The following is a 16,775-nucleotide window of genomic DNA, read 5'->3' as shown; positions in this document are numbered from 1 at the left end:
CCCGTGGCGTTGATAATCAATACAATGGTAAAGGCAGTTTTTCTGTGGGTGATAACACCTATCAGTGCCATGTAAGTCTAATCGATTAACCAAGCCTATAAATATCGGTACTGCCCTTCCCTAGTACCGATAACCTCCATTAATAGCCTCTATATCTGACCCCTTCAAGCAGTAAGTTATTTGCGTTAGTTTTCGTTAACGTTTAAAACTAACAAGTGACAAAAGTGACTTCTAGTGGTCTCTATGTGTATTATAGTGAAAAATTCATTAACTCGAGTTTGCAAATAACCATAATAATTATGAATAGATTGCAAAGGATCCTGCCTACAAAATGAAAACCAGTAAGCTAAGTATCAGATTATTATGGTATATCACTCCTCTGGTGATTTTACCGCTATTATTTTTAGGTGGTTTTACGCTTACCAATGTAACAAGCTCTACTCAAAAACAGGCTGAATTAATTGTTAGCCGCTTTGTAGAACAACAACAACAAAAAGTATTTAATTACATTGATTCATTTCACTCTACTACCAAGCTTTTATCCACCTCGCCGGTATTAAGTGACTTTTTAGCAGACGATCTTCGTGATAGTGGAAATTATACTCGTCGACTTGGTGCTTTAATGGATGTATTTGCCAGTTACTCCGAAGCTTACCCAGATATTATTAGTGTCAACTTAGTCTCTCCAAGCGGCAGAAGCAATGCTTACTACTCGAGTAACTTAAACACTGCACCGACCGAATACCCTTTTTTTTCACGGGTATTGCAGAGTAACTTACGTCAGCAACAGTTTATGGTGCAAAAGAGTGACGGCACCACCAGCCTTTACTTTATACAACGAATTTATAGTGCTGATTATTATTTAAAGCGCCCACAGCAGCTTGGCTTTATTATATTGCATGTTGAGCCATCAATTTTAAACAGCAGTATTTTAGAGTCACCCTATAACAATACACTGAACCTCTTGTTAACCGAAGACGGTAAGATCTTATTTAGCTCAGATTACGATAAACGAGGCCAGTACATCAGCGAGTATGAGCTCAAGCAAATTCACAACTTAGCCGATTTAGGCAAACTATCAACCATTGAGCTATCTAGCATAGATAAGATAGAGCGGATGATTTATGCCATACAAATGAGTGGCGGTTATTATTATGTTTCAACTATTCCTAAAGCGTTATTGTATCAGTCAGGAAAAGCTATCAGTTTGATTACTGCGTTGATAGTTATCATTTCTGTGATCACCCTGCCGATGCTGATTTTTATTGTTGTGCGTAACTTATTATTGAACCCAATTGAACTTTTAGGTGCAGCGAGTCATCGCGTTGGCGATGGTGATTTATCGGTCTATTTACCGGCCCATAATAATGATGAAGTGGGCGTTTTATTTAATGACTTTAATCACATGGTGAACCAAATACGGCACTACCAAGATGAGTTAGAAGAATACAAGCATCACCTTGAAGATAAAGTAGAAAGCCGTACTAAAGCACTCGAAACCATGAATAGCCAGCTAGAGTCAGCTATTGCACAAGCTGAACAAGCAAATCAGTTAAAAAGCCGCTTTTTAGCGAATATGAGCCATGAAATTCGTACACCGCTTACTGCAATCATGGGATTTACTGAACAATTAATTCACAGTAAAAAAGCTGCTAGTGATGAGTTACACTTAACCACCATTTTACGTAACTCCAAGCACTTACTCGAGCTTATTAATAATATTTTAGATTTATCGAAAATCGAAGCTGAAAAGTTAGCCGTTGAAAAAGAGCCACTTGATATAGTGCAACTGGTGCATGATATTGATTCGATCATTCGCCCTTTATCACAAGAAAAAAATCTAAAATGCGATATTAACTTTCATTTACCGTTACCAAAAATAATCAACTCAGATGCGACTCGGTTAAAACAAATTCTCATTAATATTGCCAGTAATGCAGTTAAATTTACTGAGCGAGGTTTACTCTCGTTAGATATAACCTTTGATACTGAATCGCAACTCATGGAGTTTGCTATCCAAGATAGTGGCATTGGCATGTCTGAGCACGAGATTGAACGAGTCTTCAAACCATTTGAACAAGCCGATACAACAACCACCCGACGTTTTGGCGGTACAGGACTGGGGCTATGTATTTCAAAAAACTTGGCGCAATTACTTGGCGGTGATGTATACGTAAAAAGCGCCCCCGGTGAAGGTAGCTGCTTTAGGGTAAAAATAGCCTCTAACTTAGAGACTAAAAACAATGAACCCACTCTGATGCTTACCGAGTTAAGTCAGTTAACCCCAGTGAAAGACGAGCAACTTTCATTTGCAGCCAATAGTTTTGATGCCAATATCTTAGTTGCTGAAGATAACCCTGATAACCAAGTATTAATTACGTTACTACTACAAACATGGGGCCTTGAACCTGATATTGCCAATAACGGGGCTGAAGCGGTAGAAATGGCTTTAGTGAACGATTATCAGGTCATTATCATGGACATGCAAATGCCGGTTATGGGTGGCTTAGAGGCAACACAAATGCTGCGTCATGCTGCCTACGATGGCCCTATCATTGCACTTACTGCCAATGTTATGAAACATGATGTAGATACATACCTTAATGCAGGGTGTAACGAGGCCTTAGCTAAGCCTATAGATAAAGATGCCCTTGAAAACGTATTAGTAAGGTACCTACATATTGAAAAAGACAGCCAAAATAAGTGGGATACGCTGCTTAATAGTGAAAAGTTCCAGCAGATAAACGAAAACTATCGCTCCAAGTTACCTGAACACTTAACGCAAGTTAATGAGTTATTTCATGCTGGTGAGTGGGAAGAGTTAAGAGCACTGGCGCATAATTTAAAAGGTAGCGCAGGATGCTTTGGTTTTACTAACATTCATCTAGCAGCGGCGGCACTTGAAGATAATTTACGTGGCCGCACAAACGATAAAAACCGTCGAGATTACTTAGCCTTGAGCTTAATTGAAGCAATAAAATACACCCAAAGCCAAGAGCCATTACCCAAATAATAAAGTCATCCCCATCAAAATGGCGTCTTCAAAGCCATTTTTATTAGGGCTGTCACTGGGGTAGTAGTTCTTGCGTACTGACATTTCGCTAAAGCCAGCAAGCTCATACAGTTTAATTGCACGTACGTTGGTTTCACGTACTTCTAAAAAGAGGTTTTCTGCATTATGTTGTTCACCAAAGGCAATAAACCGAGCGAGTAACTGCTTTGCGATACCTTGCCCCTGAAAATCTGGCGCAACGCAAATATCCATTAACGTAAAGTCAGGGCCTGCTTTTTCACCAATATAAAACCCCACCATTTGCTCATCGTTAAATGCAGCCAGATTAAAATACCGTCCTGCCAAACAAGATTGCATTGTGTTAACTGTCCACGGATGACTGTGACAGGCGCTCTCAATCCCCATTAACGCGTCAATTGAAGACTCAGTAACAGTTTTAAAGGTTATCACGTGTTTTACTCATCAGCGCCCACAGTGCGCGTTTATGCTCAGGTTTAAGTTGCGCTGAGGGTAAGCTCAACGTGTCGTTATGCCAGCTTATAGCATCAGCTTGAATCACATGATTAATTGTATGTGGCGCAACGGCTCGGTTTAAATCGGCTAACAACACAGCGTTAAGTTCAAGCGTGTTATTTTGCGACTCTACAACAGTTTTTTTTTCGGTTGACTGTTCAAGATGAATATCCGCACTAGCATGTTGAGCAGTATCACTGCGAAAGTGCTGGTTTAGTTCGAGGTTTTCTATACCAAATATAGCTGCGTAACGTGGATGCATAACAACTCAGTAGATTTAAACACTGGAACAATATAAGAAGTAATAAAAACGATGTAAAGAAGAAATGGCAGGGGCGGAGAGATTCGAACTCCCAACCGTCGGTTTTGGAGACCGCTGTTCTACCAATTGGAACTACGCCCCTGCAATGACGACGAATTATAGAGACCTTTCGCTAAAGGTAAAGAAAAAAATCACTTTTTTAGTTTGTTTGCTTTTTAAATGAGCAAAACGGCGAATTAGCATGCTAATCCGCCGTTTTAGAGTTCGTTAAGAAAATCTCTTACAGGGTTATTCGCTTTCCAAAAAAAGTGAAAATATAGATATATAACAATTTCTTACGTAAATTTAAGCTGATATTACTCCATACAATTAATTATCTGATTGATATCATCATTAATAAGTACCTCTAGACTTGCAGAAAATAAACCTCTGGGATATAGTTGCTACTAACAACATATAATGGTGACTTACAGATGAACTCAGAACTCAAACGTGCAGAGACACTTTATGAAGCTGTTAACCAGCTGATCCGCGTGCATCAGTTTCGTGATCGTGAAAGCATATGCTGTCACAACGTGTCGGTCGCCCAATGCTACGCACTGGAAACACTTGTGAAACTTGGCCCTTTAAGGCTTAAAAGCTTAGCAGATGAAATGTGTCTCGATAAAAGCACTGCAAGCCGCGTAGTTGATGCATTACTTCGCAAAGGCTATGCGCTCAAGACGTTAGATCCACTTGATCAGCGTGCAGTTCAGCTTTCACTGACTTCTGAAGGCCATGAGTTATACGCAACCATACGTAAAACCTTGATCGACGAAGAAGCATCAATGATAGCTGATATCTCTCCTGAGGTTGTTGATGCAGCTCTTGTGCTTTTAGGCAAACTGACCGTCGCAGCGCGAGCTCGACTAGGAACGTAAGATTTTTTTTAATTTAATTGTTGTTAGTACCAACATTATGGAGGTTTATTTATGACATACAACGTTGAAAACTTGCCCATTGCCGTCATTGGTGCCGGCCCTATTGGTTTAAGTGTAGCAGTAAATTTGATAGACAGAGGGTTCACGCCTATTGTTTTTGAAGCTGGTGATTGTGTCGCTTCAAACCTAAAAAAATGGGGCCATGTGCGTATGTTTTCCCCTTGGTCATACAATATGGACCCTGTTGCAGTTTCTCTTCTTAAAAAAAAGGGCTGGATCGAGCCTGTTCTAACCGAGTTTCCAACCGGAAACGAATTACTTGAGCACTATGTACTCCCTTTGGCGTCCCACGAAGCAATTGCTCCACACCTGCATTTAAATACTCGCGTTGAAAACGTCAGCCGTCAATATCACGATATTCTTCGAAATGAAGGCCGGAAAAACGCGCCTTTCATAGTACGTACCTCCAACTCTGAAGGTCAAAGCGATATTCTTGTTCAAGCTGTAATCGATGCGTCTGGCACATATCAAACACCCAACTGGCTTGGTGCTCACGGTATTCCCGCTCTTGGTGAACTTGCGGCTTCGCAATCTATTATCTACGGTGTGCCTGATATTTTAGGCCTTACCCGTAAACAATACGCCGGCCGGACTGTACTTGTCATCGGTGGCGGCCATTCAGCATTTAATGCATTGCAGGATTTAGTCAAACTTTCTGAACAATCTGATGGTATGCGTGTTTTATGGGGGATACGTGGTTCTTCCGTCAACAACATCGTTCGTTCACCTGAAAATGATGAGTTACAAGAACGCAGGCGACTTGAAATGCACATTCAAAAGCTACTAGATGAGGGGAAGATCGAAGTATTTACCAATATTGCCATTGAAAGCATTAATTATGAAAACGGTAAATTAATCTTACAAAACCGTTCAGGTCAATTGCCCCCTGTGGATCAGATAATTGCCGCAACAGGGTTTCGACCTGATCTGGGTTTAATATCTGAGCTGCGTACCTCTTTTGATCCTGCGACACAGAGTCCGGCAGCCCTTGGGCCACTTATTGATCCAAATATTCATACTTGCGGCTCGGTCCCAGAACATGGCTCAGATGAACTTTCACACCCCGAGAATGGCCTATATATAGTGGGAATCAAAAGCTACGGGCGTGCCCCGACATTTCTATTAAAAACTGGCTATAAACAGGTTAAATCTGTCACATCTGCTCTTGCGAGAAAAACAGAAAGTGACGCTCCTCCTACAGCAGATAGAGCCACTTGTGGTCTATTGGCGGCCAACCAAAACTGCTCTCAATAACAAGCCTCCCCTCTGATCTTAATACTTTACTAAGAGTCGCTTTAGTCAGAGGGTATTTAATCAATTACGTTGAGAAGGTGGAGTGAAGTGCAAAATTTAATTCAGCGTCACCCTCTATTTATTATTGTGCTTGCACAACTATGCGGCACTTCACTTTGGTTCTCTATAAATGGGGCTGGCTTGGCGCTTATACAAGATATTGGATTAAGCGAATCTGACCTTGGGTGGTTGACTCTAACCGTTCAGGTGGGTTTTATCACTGGCACGTTAATTATTGCCACAACAGGTCTAGCAGATAAATTACCTGCCAACCATATTTTTGCGATTTCCTGTCTAGTTGGCGCGATGGCTAATGCTAGTTTTGTTCTAGTAGCTGCTTATCAGCCATACGCTTTACTCTTAAGGTTTCTCACAGGTTTGTGTCTAGCTGGTATATACCCGTTAGGTATGAAGCTAGTAATTGGCTGGATACCTAACTATGTAGGATCAGCTCTAGCCTGGCTAGTAGGTATGTTAACGATGGGCACTGCTCTGCCTCATTTGTTGCGTGGCGCGACGCTGGGATTTCCTTGGGAGTGGACAATTCTGAGCGCGTCTGGGTTAGCATTGCTGGGCGGCACAGCTATATTCATTTTAGGTGATGGACCGCACCTGCCGCCTTCAAGCGGCAAAGCAAAGCTACGTGACGGTTTTGCAGCCATACGTGAACGGCGCCTACGCGCAGTTGCATTCGGCTATTTTGGGCACAGTTGGGAGCTTTATGCGCTTTGGACACTTATTCCATTTATGGTGACCCGCGAAATAATGCGCCTAGATGCTCAGAGTTATTCTGTTCCCTTAATGTCATTTGCCATCGTCGCGCTTGGCTTGTTGGGTTGTATCGGTGGAGGAGCGCTTAGTCGACGCATAGGCAGTCTAGCAGTAGCGCGTTTGGCTCTGGCGTCCTCCGGACTGATCTGCCTAATCTATCCGTTGGTTGCCTTTTGGCCGCCCGAAGTTATGCTTTTATTACTTGCAATCTGGGGGGTTACTGTAATCGCAGATTCCCCTCAGTTATCAGCTCTAATTGCCGAAACAGCTCCAAAAGAGCGAGTCGGTTCAATATTGGCCATTATAAATAGCATAGGTTTTGCTTTGACTATTCCGTCAATTGCATTGACAACAACTTTATGGCATTCGCAAGGAGTTTGGGTAGCATGGTGGCTGCTTCCTGGACCTGTGTTAGGACTTTGGGCAATGCACAAGTTACGTAGGCAAGAATAACATTCAAACTTTACCCTAGCTCACAAACAAAAGCCCAGCGAGAACGCTGGGCTTTAAGGTTTAGACTGTTATTGAAAATACTACTAGGTATTAGCTATCAGCACCTATCATTCCCACTCAATCGTTGCCGGTGGTTTACCTGAAATATCGTAAACAACACGAGAAATACCGTCGATTTCATTAATGATACGGTTTGAAACCACACCTAAGAACTCATACGGTAAATGCGACCAACGTGCAGTCATAAAGTCGATAGTTTCAACACAACGAAGTGAAACAACCCAATCGTACTTACGCGCATCGCCCATTACTCCAACCGATTTAACCGGTAGGAAAACAGTGAACGCTTGGCTCACTTTATGATAAAGCTCAGCTTTGTGTAGTTCTTCAATGAAGATTGCATCAGCACGGCGAAGTAAATCACAGTACTCTTTTTTGATTTCACCTAGTACACGAACACCTAAACCAGGCCCAGGGAACGGGTGACGGTAAAGCATGTCGTACGGTAAACCTAACTCTAAACCAATTTTACGTACTTCATCTTTAAATAATTCACGTAGAGGTTCAACTAAGCCCATTTTCATGTCATCTGGTAAGCCACCCACATTGTGGTGAGACTTGATCACATGTGCTTTACCTGTCGCTGATGCCGCTGATTCAATTACATCTGGGTAGATAGTACCTTGACCTAACCACTTCGCATTTTTAAGCTTTTTAGATTGCTCATCAAATACATTAATAAATGTGTGACCAATTGCTTTACGCTTATCTTCAGGGTCAGATTTACCAGCAAGATCCGCTAAGAATTGATCTTCAGCATCAACTTTAACAATGTTAAGGCCAAACTTGTTACCAAACATGTCCATAACTTGCTGACCTTCGTTTAAACGAAGTAAACCGTTATCAACAAATACACACGTTAGGCGATCGCCAATTGCGCGGTGAATAAGCATAGCTACAACCGATGAATCAACACCGCCTGATAGGCCTAAGATGACTTCGTCATCGCCAACAGTTTCTTTGATACGCTCAATTGCGTCATCAATGATTTTTGCTGGCGTCCACAGTTTTTCACAGCCACAAATATCAATCGCAAAACGTTCTAATAAACGCTGACCTTGATGCGTGTGTGTTACTTCTGGGTGGAACTGAACGCCATAAAAACGCTTTTCTTCGTTAGACATTGCCGCATGTGGGCAAGTAGATGTTTTAGCTGTGGTGGTGAATGTATCTGGAATTTCCATTACTTTATCACCATGGCTCATCCAAACGTCGAGTACGCCATTACCGCCATCAGTAATATGATCTTCAATAGCATCAAATAATGCACAATCACCTACTTTTTCAACTTGGGCGTAGCCAAACTCTTTTTTGTCAGAGCTGTGTACACGACCACCCAGTTGTGTTGCCATGGTTTGCATACCGTAGCAAATACCTAGCACTGGCACACCAGCATTAAATACATACTCAGGAGCTCGCGGGCTGTTTTCTAGGGTTGTTGACTCAGGGCCACCAGAAAGAATAATACCTTGAGGGTTGAATTCACGGATTTGCTCTTCCGTTACATCCCATGCCCACAGTTCACAGTAAACACCAATTTCTCGCACACGGCGGGCGATCAATTGCGTGTATTGCGAACCAAAGTCTAAAATAAGAATTCGTGAATCGTGAATGTCTTTGCTCATTGAGGGTCTCGTTAGTCAAGAACTGGCATTCAGGTAACCTGAATGACTATAAATAAAGGCCAGCAAATGCTGGCCCAGTAATTTCAATACGTTAGTTAGATTAGCCTAAGCGGTAGTTAGGCGCTTCTTTAGTGATCTGCACATCATGAACGTGCGACTCACCCATACCCGCTGAAGTAACGCGTACAAACTGTGGTTTCGTGTTTAGCTCATTTATTGTGGCACAACCGGTTAATCCCATTGCACTGCGCAGGCCGCCCACTTGTTGGTGAATGATGGTTGCGATTGGGCCTTTATAAGCCACTCGACCTTCAATCCCTTCAGGAACTAGCTTGTCAGCTTGATTTGATTTTTGGAAGTAACGATCTGATGAACCTTCTTTTTGGTCCATCGCACCTAAGCTGCCCATACCACGGTATGATTTGTAGTAACGACCTTGGTAAAGTTCAACTTCACCAGGTGCTTCTTCAGTACCCGCAAGCATAGAGCCAACCATGACACATGATGCACCAGCGACTAATGCTTTTACGATATCGCCTGAGAAACGAATACCACCATCGGCAATAACTGGAATGTCGCGACCTTTAAGGCCTTCAACAGCATCAGAAATAGCCGTGATTTGTGGTACACCACAACCTGTTACGATACGTGTAGTACAGATTGAGCCTGGGCCGATACCTACTTTAACTGCATCAACACCGGCATCAGCAAGGGCGATTGCACCTTCTGCTGTAGCCACGTTACCAGCAACAATTTGTAAATCAGGGAATGCTTGGCGTGTTGCCGCTACGCGGTCGATAACACCTTGAGAGTGGCCGTGTGAAGTATCAATAAGTAATACATCTACGCCTGCTTCAACTAATGCAGCAATACGCTCATCAGTCCCCGCACCAACACCAACAGCAGCACCTACACGTAGACGGCCTTGCTCGTCTTTACATGCATCTGGCTTGTCTTGTGCTTTTTGGTAATCTTTAACTGTGATCATGCCTTTTAGTTTAAAAGCGTCATCAACAACAAGAATTTTTTCGATACGGTGTTCGTGCATTAAGCCTAAAATTTCTTCGCGTGCCGCGCCTTCTTTAACGGTAACAAGCTTGTCTTTTTTAGTCATAACAGTTGAAACTGGTTGCTCAAGTTTCGTTTCGAAACGCATATCACGGCTGGTTACGATACCAACAAGGACATTATCAGCATCCGTTACCGGAAAGCCTGAAAAGCCTTTTTCTTCAGAAAGTGCAACTGCATCCGCAATGGTTAAATCCGCTGTAACGGTAACAGGGTAAGAAACAATGCCCGCTTCGTACGTTTTAACTTTACGTACGTTTTTAGCTTGTTCTTCAATTGTCATGTTTTTGTGGATAAAACCTAAACCGCCCTCTTGCGCTAGCGCAATCGCTAAGCGAGCTTCTGTAACAGTATCCATAGATGCTGAAACTAGCGGCAAGTTAAGATTGATACCACGCGTTAAGCGAGTTGAAATATTTGCCGTGTGTGGCAAAACAGTAGAATGACCTGGTACTAAAAGTACGTCATCAAAGGTAAGAGCTTCTTTAGCAATTCTAAGCATTTTGGCAACTTCTCACATGTGGATCTTGTATAAGGAATTGCGGCCAAATTTTATCAGCGTTATTGGCATGAGTAAATAAGATTTAGCAAATATTTATGATAAAATACCTCTATCAACGTTTTTAAGAGTCGTTTTATGGCCATAACCTCCCAACAGCAAACGATTTATACCGTATCTAGGCTAAATCGAGAAATAAGAACAGTGCTCGAGCAAGGATTTGCGTCGTTAATTTTAACGGGGGAGATCTCAAATTTTATAACTCCCGCATCAGGTCATTGGTACTTCACCCTAAAAGATGATCGCGCTCAAGTTAAAGCGGCGATGTGGCGGGGTAATAATCGTGGTCAACGCTATCGGCCAGAAAATGGTGCACAAGTGACGGTACGAGCACGGGTCTCTTTGTACGAACCTCGTGGCGACTACCAATTAATTATTGAGCATATGGAGGCCGCTGGTGAGGGTCAATTAAAACAAGAATTTGATGAATTAAAAATGCGTCTTGCGGCGCAAGGGTTATTTAGCTCTGCACATAAAAAGCCTTTACCTAATGTTGTTCATCGAGTGGGAGTGGTCACCTCTGCCACAGGAGCTGCAATTAAAGATATATTAACGGTACTCAAGCGCCGCGCACCACAACTTGAAGTCGTTATTTACCCCGCCATGGTGCAAGGTAAAGACGCACATTTACAGCTAATTGATAAAATAACTCTGGCAAATATTCGTAATGAAGTCGATGTACTTATAGTTGGCCGTGGCGGCGGCTCATTAGAAGATTTATGGTGCTTTAATCACGAGCTGCTTGCTCACGCTATTTTTGAAAGCGAACTGCCAATCATTAGTGCTGTCGGCCATGAGATAGACACCACAATCAGTGATTACGTTGCCGATATACGTGCAGCAACACCCAGTGCAGCCGCAGAGCTTGTTAGCCCAAATAGTGCTGAGTTAACAAACCAAGTTCAGCAAATGCTTAATCGTTTAGCGAATGCATTTAAACACCAAGTGGCGGATAAACGAAGGCTCGCGGTACAGTTAGAGCATAAACTCACTCTTTGCCACCCTCGCAACCAACTGACTCAGCAGGCACAACGCTTAGATGAGCTTATTCTTGCACTGCAAAATGCCATGCAGCAACGCCTTTATCAGCAAGAGCGCCGGTTAGCTAACTTAAAGCCTCGTTTGTTACAGCGCTCTCCCGATAGAAAGCTTTCGCAAGCGGATCATCAATTGCAGCAGCTGCAAGCGCGATTACAACAAGCAATGCAACAATGCCTTGGTAGCGCGAAAAACAACCTTGCTATGCAAGCAGGCAGATTAGACTCGGTCAGCCCGCTAAATGTGCTCGCGCGCGGGTATAGCATTACTAAATCAAAACAAGGTAAGGTGATTAAATCAGTCTCGAGTGTTAAATCGGGTGATGTGCTAATTACTGAACTGGCCGATGGCAGCATCGAATCTAAGGTTAACTAATTACTGCTCAGTGCTAAGTAACAATTTAAAATCATCGTCACTCGATGTAGAGGCGCTGGTTTTAAATTGTTGCCAAAAATCTTGCTTTACTAACCTATCGTTTAACTCTCGCCATTGAGTATGGTCAAACGCGTCATTATCCTCTGGCGCTACCAATTCAAACTTACACACTGATGTTTTACACTGTGCGCTAACAAGCTCTGGCGCAACGGTTAAATCAGCGGTTAATAAGAAATCTTTTAAAGCTGTTTCTGTACGATAAGCCCACTCTTCATTACGTGTTTGTTCTTCAAACTTATCAAGCAGTACTTGCTCAAAATCAGAAGGGGCTCGAAGCTGCTTTTGATAGTTTTTCACTGTGGCTTTTTGCACTGCGAGCGCTTGCTTTAACTCTTTCACTTGTTGCTGTAACTGCTCTTTAGAGTGTTCTGAGCCAAGGTCGCTATCTACAGGCTGTTTTTCTACTTTCACGCTGGGTAAAACGTCTATTTGAGCTATCTCAACAGATTCTCTAGATAATTTAGGGGGTGTTTGAATGGGCTCTACGTCAGTGTGTTGTTGAGTAGGTCTCGGGGCAGTTAGAAAAAAATAGCCTGAGGCTAATGTTACGCCCGCTATAAAAGCGAGCAATAAAGACCATAGACTATTTTTTATCATTTCGTTGTCATTCCTTTACTACGCTTTATAACATGTCACTTTTACAGCATAGCACTGGTGTGCGATTCGTTTTCAGGCTCGGCCTCTAAAAAGTTTTGATTCATGCTTTCTGCCGGACAGGGACAGTTTGGTTTACCCACAATTTTAGCAGGTACGCCGACAGCTGTCGTATGTGGCGGTACCGGGCTGAGTACAACTGAACCGGCACCTATTCTAGCGCCCTCGCCGACTTCGATATTACCGAGTACTTTTGCACCTGCGCCAATCAGCACACCCGCGCGAATTTTAGGGTGGCGATCGCCTTTTTCATTACCTGTACCACCTAAGGTAACTGACTGCAAAATTGATACATTATCTTCGATTACTGCGGTTTCACCAATCACTATGCCAGTTGCATGGTCAAACATAATACCATGACCGACTTTACAAGCAGGATGGATATCAACGCCAAATACTTCTGAGGTACGGCTTTGAATAAATCGCGCGAGCTCTTTACGGTTTTGACGCCAAAGGCAATGGGCGAGTCTATGAGCTTGAATGGCATGAAAACCCTTTAAGTTTAATATCACTGTTAAGTATGTATCGGCAGCAGGGTCTCTATCTTTAACCGCTTTGATATCATGGGCAACATGGGTGAGCATTCTATCGCAATCAACAAAAGCTTGATCAAACAATTCACGAATTGTAAAAGCCGATACAACTGCATCTGATAATTTATTAGCAACAATAAAGCTTAATGCCGAACCTAAACACTCATGATTAAGCACACATGAATACACATGACTTGCTAAAAGAGGTTCGCGAGTTACAACTTCATTCGCTTCAGTGCGAAGCTGTTGCCAAATTTCATGACGCATAGGACGGCCTTAAGTTAATACAAAATATGCTTTGTGCCAGTTTAACGGATTTCACCATAGATGTGTTAACCCTGTGATTATTTGTTCTGGTTATTAGTTATAACTAATCGCAAATAAAAATGCCCCAATTAATGGGGCACTTTAATTAGCTTAATTTATATCGCTTTTATTGAAACACTTTATCTACTGCAAGTACTTCAATGTTTTTCGAAGGAATTGCTAGTTTGTAATCAGCAATGACCTTATCTTCAGCAACCAGTTCAGCTGGTTTTTCTGAGTTATATACCATTGGCGATGTTTGCTCTGACGCTAGGCGCTGTTGCATATCTTTGCCATCACCAGTTATAAATACATACTGGATATCATCTGTTTGTAAGTTTTCTTTTATAACACGATTTACGTCAGCAAGGCTTAACTTTTCAAGCTGGCTCGTTACATACTTTACAAACGTGTCAGTGTTATAAAACTCGCTATCTAGCGCATAGCCCAATTGGCGATTTTGACTAGCGACCATTTGCGGCACAAAGTTGATTAAGAAGTTACGCGTTGCGTCAAAGTCTTTTTCTGTCATGCCATTTTTGATCAACTTATCAAGTTCAAATAGAGCCGTACGTGTTGCAAAGTGCGCGTCATTATTTGAGCGCAGTGGGCGTAGCCATACTTGAAATATCTGCTCAGAACGACCAAGGTTTGCATCTGGTTTTGTTTGGAACATACCACGCGGGAAATACTCAATATAAGCATAATCACCATAGTTCATGCCACGTGTTTGACGAATACGATTATACAGATAAGCGTTAGAACTACGGTGCTCACCAAAGTATGAACGTACTAGCCAAAGTGCTGTCCAGTCCTCACTGCTGCGAATCGTATCAATCGGGAAGCCAAATGAGACAGCGGTAGATTGTGCCGACTTTTCAACAATGGTTGCATGATGCCCTTTAAGTTCTGGCGCGTCAGGAATTGATAAGCGACTTTTCTCACCTTTAGGTAAATCACTTAAGTCATTGAGCATAGTTGCTTTAAGTGATTGTGGCACCGCGCCAATTAAACCAAGAGTAAGCTTAGCTTGGGTAAACTCTTTAGCATAAAATGCTTTCACATCATCAAGTGTGAGCGCTTCAAGATCAGATAAATCACCATAGTTATAGCTTTCATAAGGGTGACCTTGATACAGCTTGTGATAAAGAACTTCTTTACCTAGCTCTTCATCATTAGATGCTTTAAGGCCCGATTTAATACCATCAATTACCTCTTTCTTTACTCGTTTAAAGTCATCTTCTCTGAAGCCTGGATTAAGTAACTGCTTACTAACTAGCGCATACCACTGAGCTGCATTATCTTTATGCACACGCCCTTGTAACGAGATCATTTCTTTATCTAACTGATAACCAAAGCTGCCCGCTAATGGATAAAGTGCTTTTTTGATATCATTGTAACTCTTAGATTCTGAGCCACCTTGAGCCAGCATTGCAGCTGTAAGTGCTGCTACGCCCTTTTGACCTTTAGGATCAGCGGCCGCACCGGTATGGAATAACCAATTAACATCAATCAGCGGTGAGCTATTAGTTTTATCTAGTATATTAAAATGACGCTCTTTGACCGTTTGTTTACTCGCAACAAGCGTATTTAAATCAACTTCTTGCTCAAAGCCTGCTACTTTATCAAGCGACGACATAGTCACCGTAGTACGACTGCTATCAACAAAATACTTATTAGCAATGTCTTGAATATCTTTTGCGGTGATGCTGTCTGCCGTGGCATATAATTGATTAACGACCTCAGGATCACGCTCAAAATGCATGTAGCTTGCAAGGGTTGAAGCAATTGCTTGGGATGAATCTAAGCCATTAATAAAGCTATACTTTAAGTTTGATTTTAAATCAGCTAATTTTTGACTATCCACAAGCTCCGTACGCGCTTTTGCATAAGTGCTATTGATTGCATCACGTGCTTTGGCTAAATCCTCTTCGTTTTCTACTTTTACAAATACATGAAGCAGGCCAGGATCTTTAGTGTCTGGGTTGTAGGTAAACATTTGGCTGGCAATTTGTTTATCAACCACTAGCTCTTGATACAACTCAGAGTTATTTGAAAAATAAAGCTGCGACAGCAAATCAAGCGCGGCACGGTCTTTTTTCTCAGGCTCCCAAGCTGCGCCCTTGTATGACACTAGCAACCAATGCCCTGGTAAGCCTTCATTTTGTTCATGCACGTACTTAGCAGCTTGTTGTTTTGGTTCTGTTGGAATGTCAGCAACATAGTTGCCTTTTTGCCACTTACCCCAATGCTTCTTAACCATAGCCATGGTTTCTTGTGGGTCAACATCACCTACAATCACAAGCGATACATATTCAGGCTTATAGAATTTGTCAAAAAACTCTTTGCCGTACGCCATTTGATCTGGCATAGCTTCAATGTCTTCAAAAAAGCCCATAGTGGTGTGTTTATATGTGTGCTTGTCAAAAGCTTCATTACGCACAGCTGAAAGTAACTTACGAATTGGGCTAGCATTATTTTTAAGGTATTCACCTTTTACTGTTAGCGCTTCAGTACGAAACTGCTCTTCTGAATACTTTAAGTTTTGAAAAATATCAGCTTCAATCTCAAGTACTTTATCAAGGTGTTGCTTGGAAAAATTTAAGTGATAATTAGTGTAGTCGTTAGTGGTATATGCGCGGTTATCTACCCCTGAGTTTTTCAAGATATCTGAATAGACATCCTGCGGGAACTTTTCTGAACCTTTAAACATCATGTGTTCAAAAAAATGAGCAAAGCCGGTTTTACCCTCTTCAACTTCATTTCTAGATCCAACAGATACTGGGATTTGCAATGAAACTACATCTGGGTAGTCGGTTTTAACCACCATTACACGTAAACCGTTATCAAGCTCCTCGAGTACATAGTCTTGTGAGAACACACGACTATCGGCGCTTGCTACAGAGTTTTGTTCTATTTCCACGTCTTTAATCGTGGTTGTACTTTTATTGCTAACACAGCCGCTCAATGCAAGCGTTACTGCGAGGCTTGTCGCTAATAGTTTAAATTTCATTGTTATCCCTTGTTAGTTGAATATTTTTTTAGTTATAAAATTTTTTACATTAATGATTATGCAATAAAACGAACCAATATAAGACCCCAAAGCCAATGATTTATGTAAACAGTTGTGTATTTTCCGTACCTAAAAACCAAATGAACATGAAGTAAATTCATATAGATTGAGAAAGTTTCAATAAAAAAATCTATCTAGA

The 16,775-nt window shown here is 41.9% G+C and carries 12 protein-coding genes and 1 tRNA gene; 5 read left to right on the top strand and 8 right to left on the bottom strand.

All coding sequences use genetic code 11. The features are described from left to right. The first annotated feature begins 331 nt into the window (after positions 1-331). The gene (locus tag AAEU30_RS18785; protein ID WP_421961853.1) at positions 332-3,013 is read left to right on the top strand and encodes a hybrid sensor histidine kinase/response regulator; all 2,682 of its coding nucleotides are present in this window, start codon (positions 332-334) and stop codon (positions 3,011-3,013) included. On the opposite strand, the gene rimI is transcribed toward AAEU30_RS18785, so the two are convergent. From rimI to AAEU30_RS18770, 3 genes are all read right to left on the bottom strand, one after another. Beyond that, positions 3,002-3,463, bottom strand: coding sequence for a ribosomal protein S18-alanine N-acetyltransferase (gene rimI, locus AAEU30_RS18780; RefSeq protein WP_421961852.1), 462 nt, complete (start codon positions 3,461-3,463; stop codon positions 3,002-3,004). The genes AAEU30_RS18785 and rimI overlap by 12 nt on opposite strands. Next, positions 3,450-3,788 (bottom strand): hypothetical protein, encoded by a 339-nt coding sequence (locus tag AAEU30_RS18775; RefSeq protein WP_421961851.1) that lies wholly within the window; start codon positions 3,786-3,788, stop codon positions 3,450-3,452. The genes rimI and AAEU30_RS18775 overlap by 14 nt, the downstream gene beginning before the upstream one ends. 65 nt (positions 3,789-3,853) lie before the next feature. Continuing rightward, positions 3,854-3,930 (bottom strand) — tRNA-Trp (locus AAEU30_RS18770). A 331-nt stretch (positions 3,931-4,261) separates the two neighbouring features. On the opposite strand from AAEU30_RS18770, the gene AAEU30_RS18765 reads away from it, so the two are divergent. From AAEU30_RS18765 to AAEU30_RS18755, 3 genes are all read left to right on the top strand, one after another. After that, positions 4,262-4,708: a MarR family winged helix-turn-helix transcriptional regulator gene (locus AAEU30_RS18765; RefSeq protein WP_421961850.1), complete on the top strand. Its 447-nt coding sequence runs from the start codon at positions 4,262-4,264 to the stop codon at positions 4,706-4,708. Between the two features lie 51 nt (positions 4,709-4,759). Next, a complete protein-coding gene (locus tag AAEU30_RS18760) occupies positions 4,760-6,022 on the top strand; it encodes an NAD(P)-binding domain-containing protein (protein ID WP_421961849.1) in 1,263 nt (420 codons plus the stop codon). 87 nt (positions 6,023-6,109) lie between these two features. Further along, complete coding sequence (locus tag AAEU30_RS18755) at positions 6,110-7,285, top strand: MFS transporter (RefSeq protein WP_421961848.1); 1,176 nt, start codon at positions 6,110-6,112, stop codon at positions 7,283-7,285. Positions 7,286-7,392: 107 nt separating this feature from the next. Here the strand turns inward: AAEU30_RS18755 and guaA are convergent, their stop codons facing one another. Continuing rightward, the gene (gene guaA / locus AAEU30_RS18750; RefSeq protein ID WP_394192344.1) at positions 7,393-8,970 is read right to left on the bottom strand and encodes a glutamine-hydrolyzing GMP synthase; all 1,578 of its coding nucleotides are present in this window, start codon (positions 8,968-8,970) and stop codon (positions 7,393-7,395) included. 100 nt (positions 8,971-9,070) lie between these two features. After that, on the bottom strand, positions 9,071-10,540 hold the full coding sequence (gene guaB, locus AAEU30_RS18745) for an IMP dehydrogenase (RefSeq protein WP_421961847.1): 1,470 nt from the start codon (positions 10,538-10,540) through the stop codon (positions 9,071-9,073). Between the two features lie 135 nt (positions 10,541-10,675). Here guaB and xseA point away from each other — a divergent pair, with 135 nt between their 5' ends. Next, positions 10,676-12,010 (top strand): exodeoxyribonuclease VII large subunit, encoded by a 1,335-nt coding sequence (gene xseA, locus AAEU30_RS18740; protein WP_421961846.1) that lies wholly within the window; start codon positions 10,676-10,678, stop codon positions 12,008-12,010. On the opposite strand, the gene AAEU30_RS18735 is transcribed toward xseA, so the two are convergent. The 3 genes from AAEU30_RS18735 to AAEU30_RS18725 all read right to left on the bottom strand — a co-directional run bounded on the left by AAEU30_RS18735 (position 12,011) and on the right by AAEU30_RS18725 (position 16,576). After that, positions 12,011-12,667, bottom strand: coding sequence for a hypothetical protein (locus AAEU30_RS18735; RefSeq protein WP_421961845.1), 657 nt, complete (start codon positions 12,665-12,667; stop codon positions 12,011-12,013). It abuts the gene before it with no gap. Between the two features lie 41 nt (positions 12,668-12,708). Continuing rightward, a complete protein-coding gene (cysE, locus tag AAEU30_RS18730; RefSeq protein WP_256828228.1) occupies positions 12,709-13,524 on the bottom strand; it encodes a serine O-acetyltransferase in 816 nt (271 codons plus the stop codon). 166 nt (positions 13,525-13,690) lie between these two features. After that, on the bottom strand, positions 13,691-16,576 hold the full coding sequence (locus tag AAEU30_RS18725) for a M16 family metallopeptidase (RefSeq protein ID WP_421961844.1): 2,886 nt from the start codon (positions 16,574-16,576) through the stop codon (positions 13,691-13,693). Positions 16,577-16,775: the final 199 nt, after the last annotated feature.

The sequence above is a fragment of the Pseudoalteromonas mucoides genome, from assembly GCF_049257175.1.
In the GTDB taxonomy this organism is placed as follows: domain Bacteria; phylum Pseudomonadota; class Gammaproteobacteria; order Enterobacterales; family Alteromonadaceae; genus Pseudoalteromonas.
This window is presented reverse-complemented; position numbering and strand designations above follow the sequence as displayed.

Coding starts and splice junctions, on each gene's coding strand:
- AAEU30_RS18785 (WP_421961853.1), top strand. CDS start 332: ATGAAAACCAGTAAGCTAAGTATCAGATTATTATGGTATATCACTCCT.
- AAEU30_RS18775 (WP_421961851.1), bottom strand. CDS start 3,788: ATGCATCCACGTTACGCAGCTATATTTGGTATAGAAAACCTCGAACTA.
- AAEU30_RS18765 (WP_421961850.1), top strand. CDS start 4,262: ATGAACTCAGAACTCAAACGTGCAGAGACACTTTATGAAGCTGTTAAC.
- AAEU30_RS18760 (WP_421961849.1), top strand. CDS start 4,760: ATGACATACAACGTTGAAAACTTGCCCATTGCCGTCATTGGTGCCGGC.
- guaA (WP_394192344.1), bottom strand. CDS start 8,970: ATGAGCAAAGACATTCACGATTCACGAATTCTTATTTTAGACTTTGGT.
- guaB (WP_421961847.1), bottom strand. CDS start 10,540: ATGCTTAGAATTGCTAAAGAAGCTCTTACCTTTGATGACGTACTTTTA.
- xseA (WP_421961846.1), top strand. CDS start 10,676: ATGGCCATAACCTCCCAACAGCAAACGATTTATACCGTATCTAGGCTA.
- AAEU30_RS18735 (WP_421961845.1), bottom strand. CDS start 12,667: ATGATAAAAAATAGTCTATGGTCTTTATTGCTCGCTTTTATAGCGGGC.
- cysE (WP_256828228.1), bottom strand. CDS start 13,524: ATGCGTCATGAAATTTGGCAACAGCTTCGCACTGAAGCGAATGAAGTT.
- AAEU30_RS18725 (WP_421961844.1), bottom strand. CDS start 16,576: ATGAAATTTAAACTATTAGCGACAAGCCTCGCAGTAACGCTTGCATTG.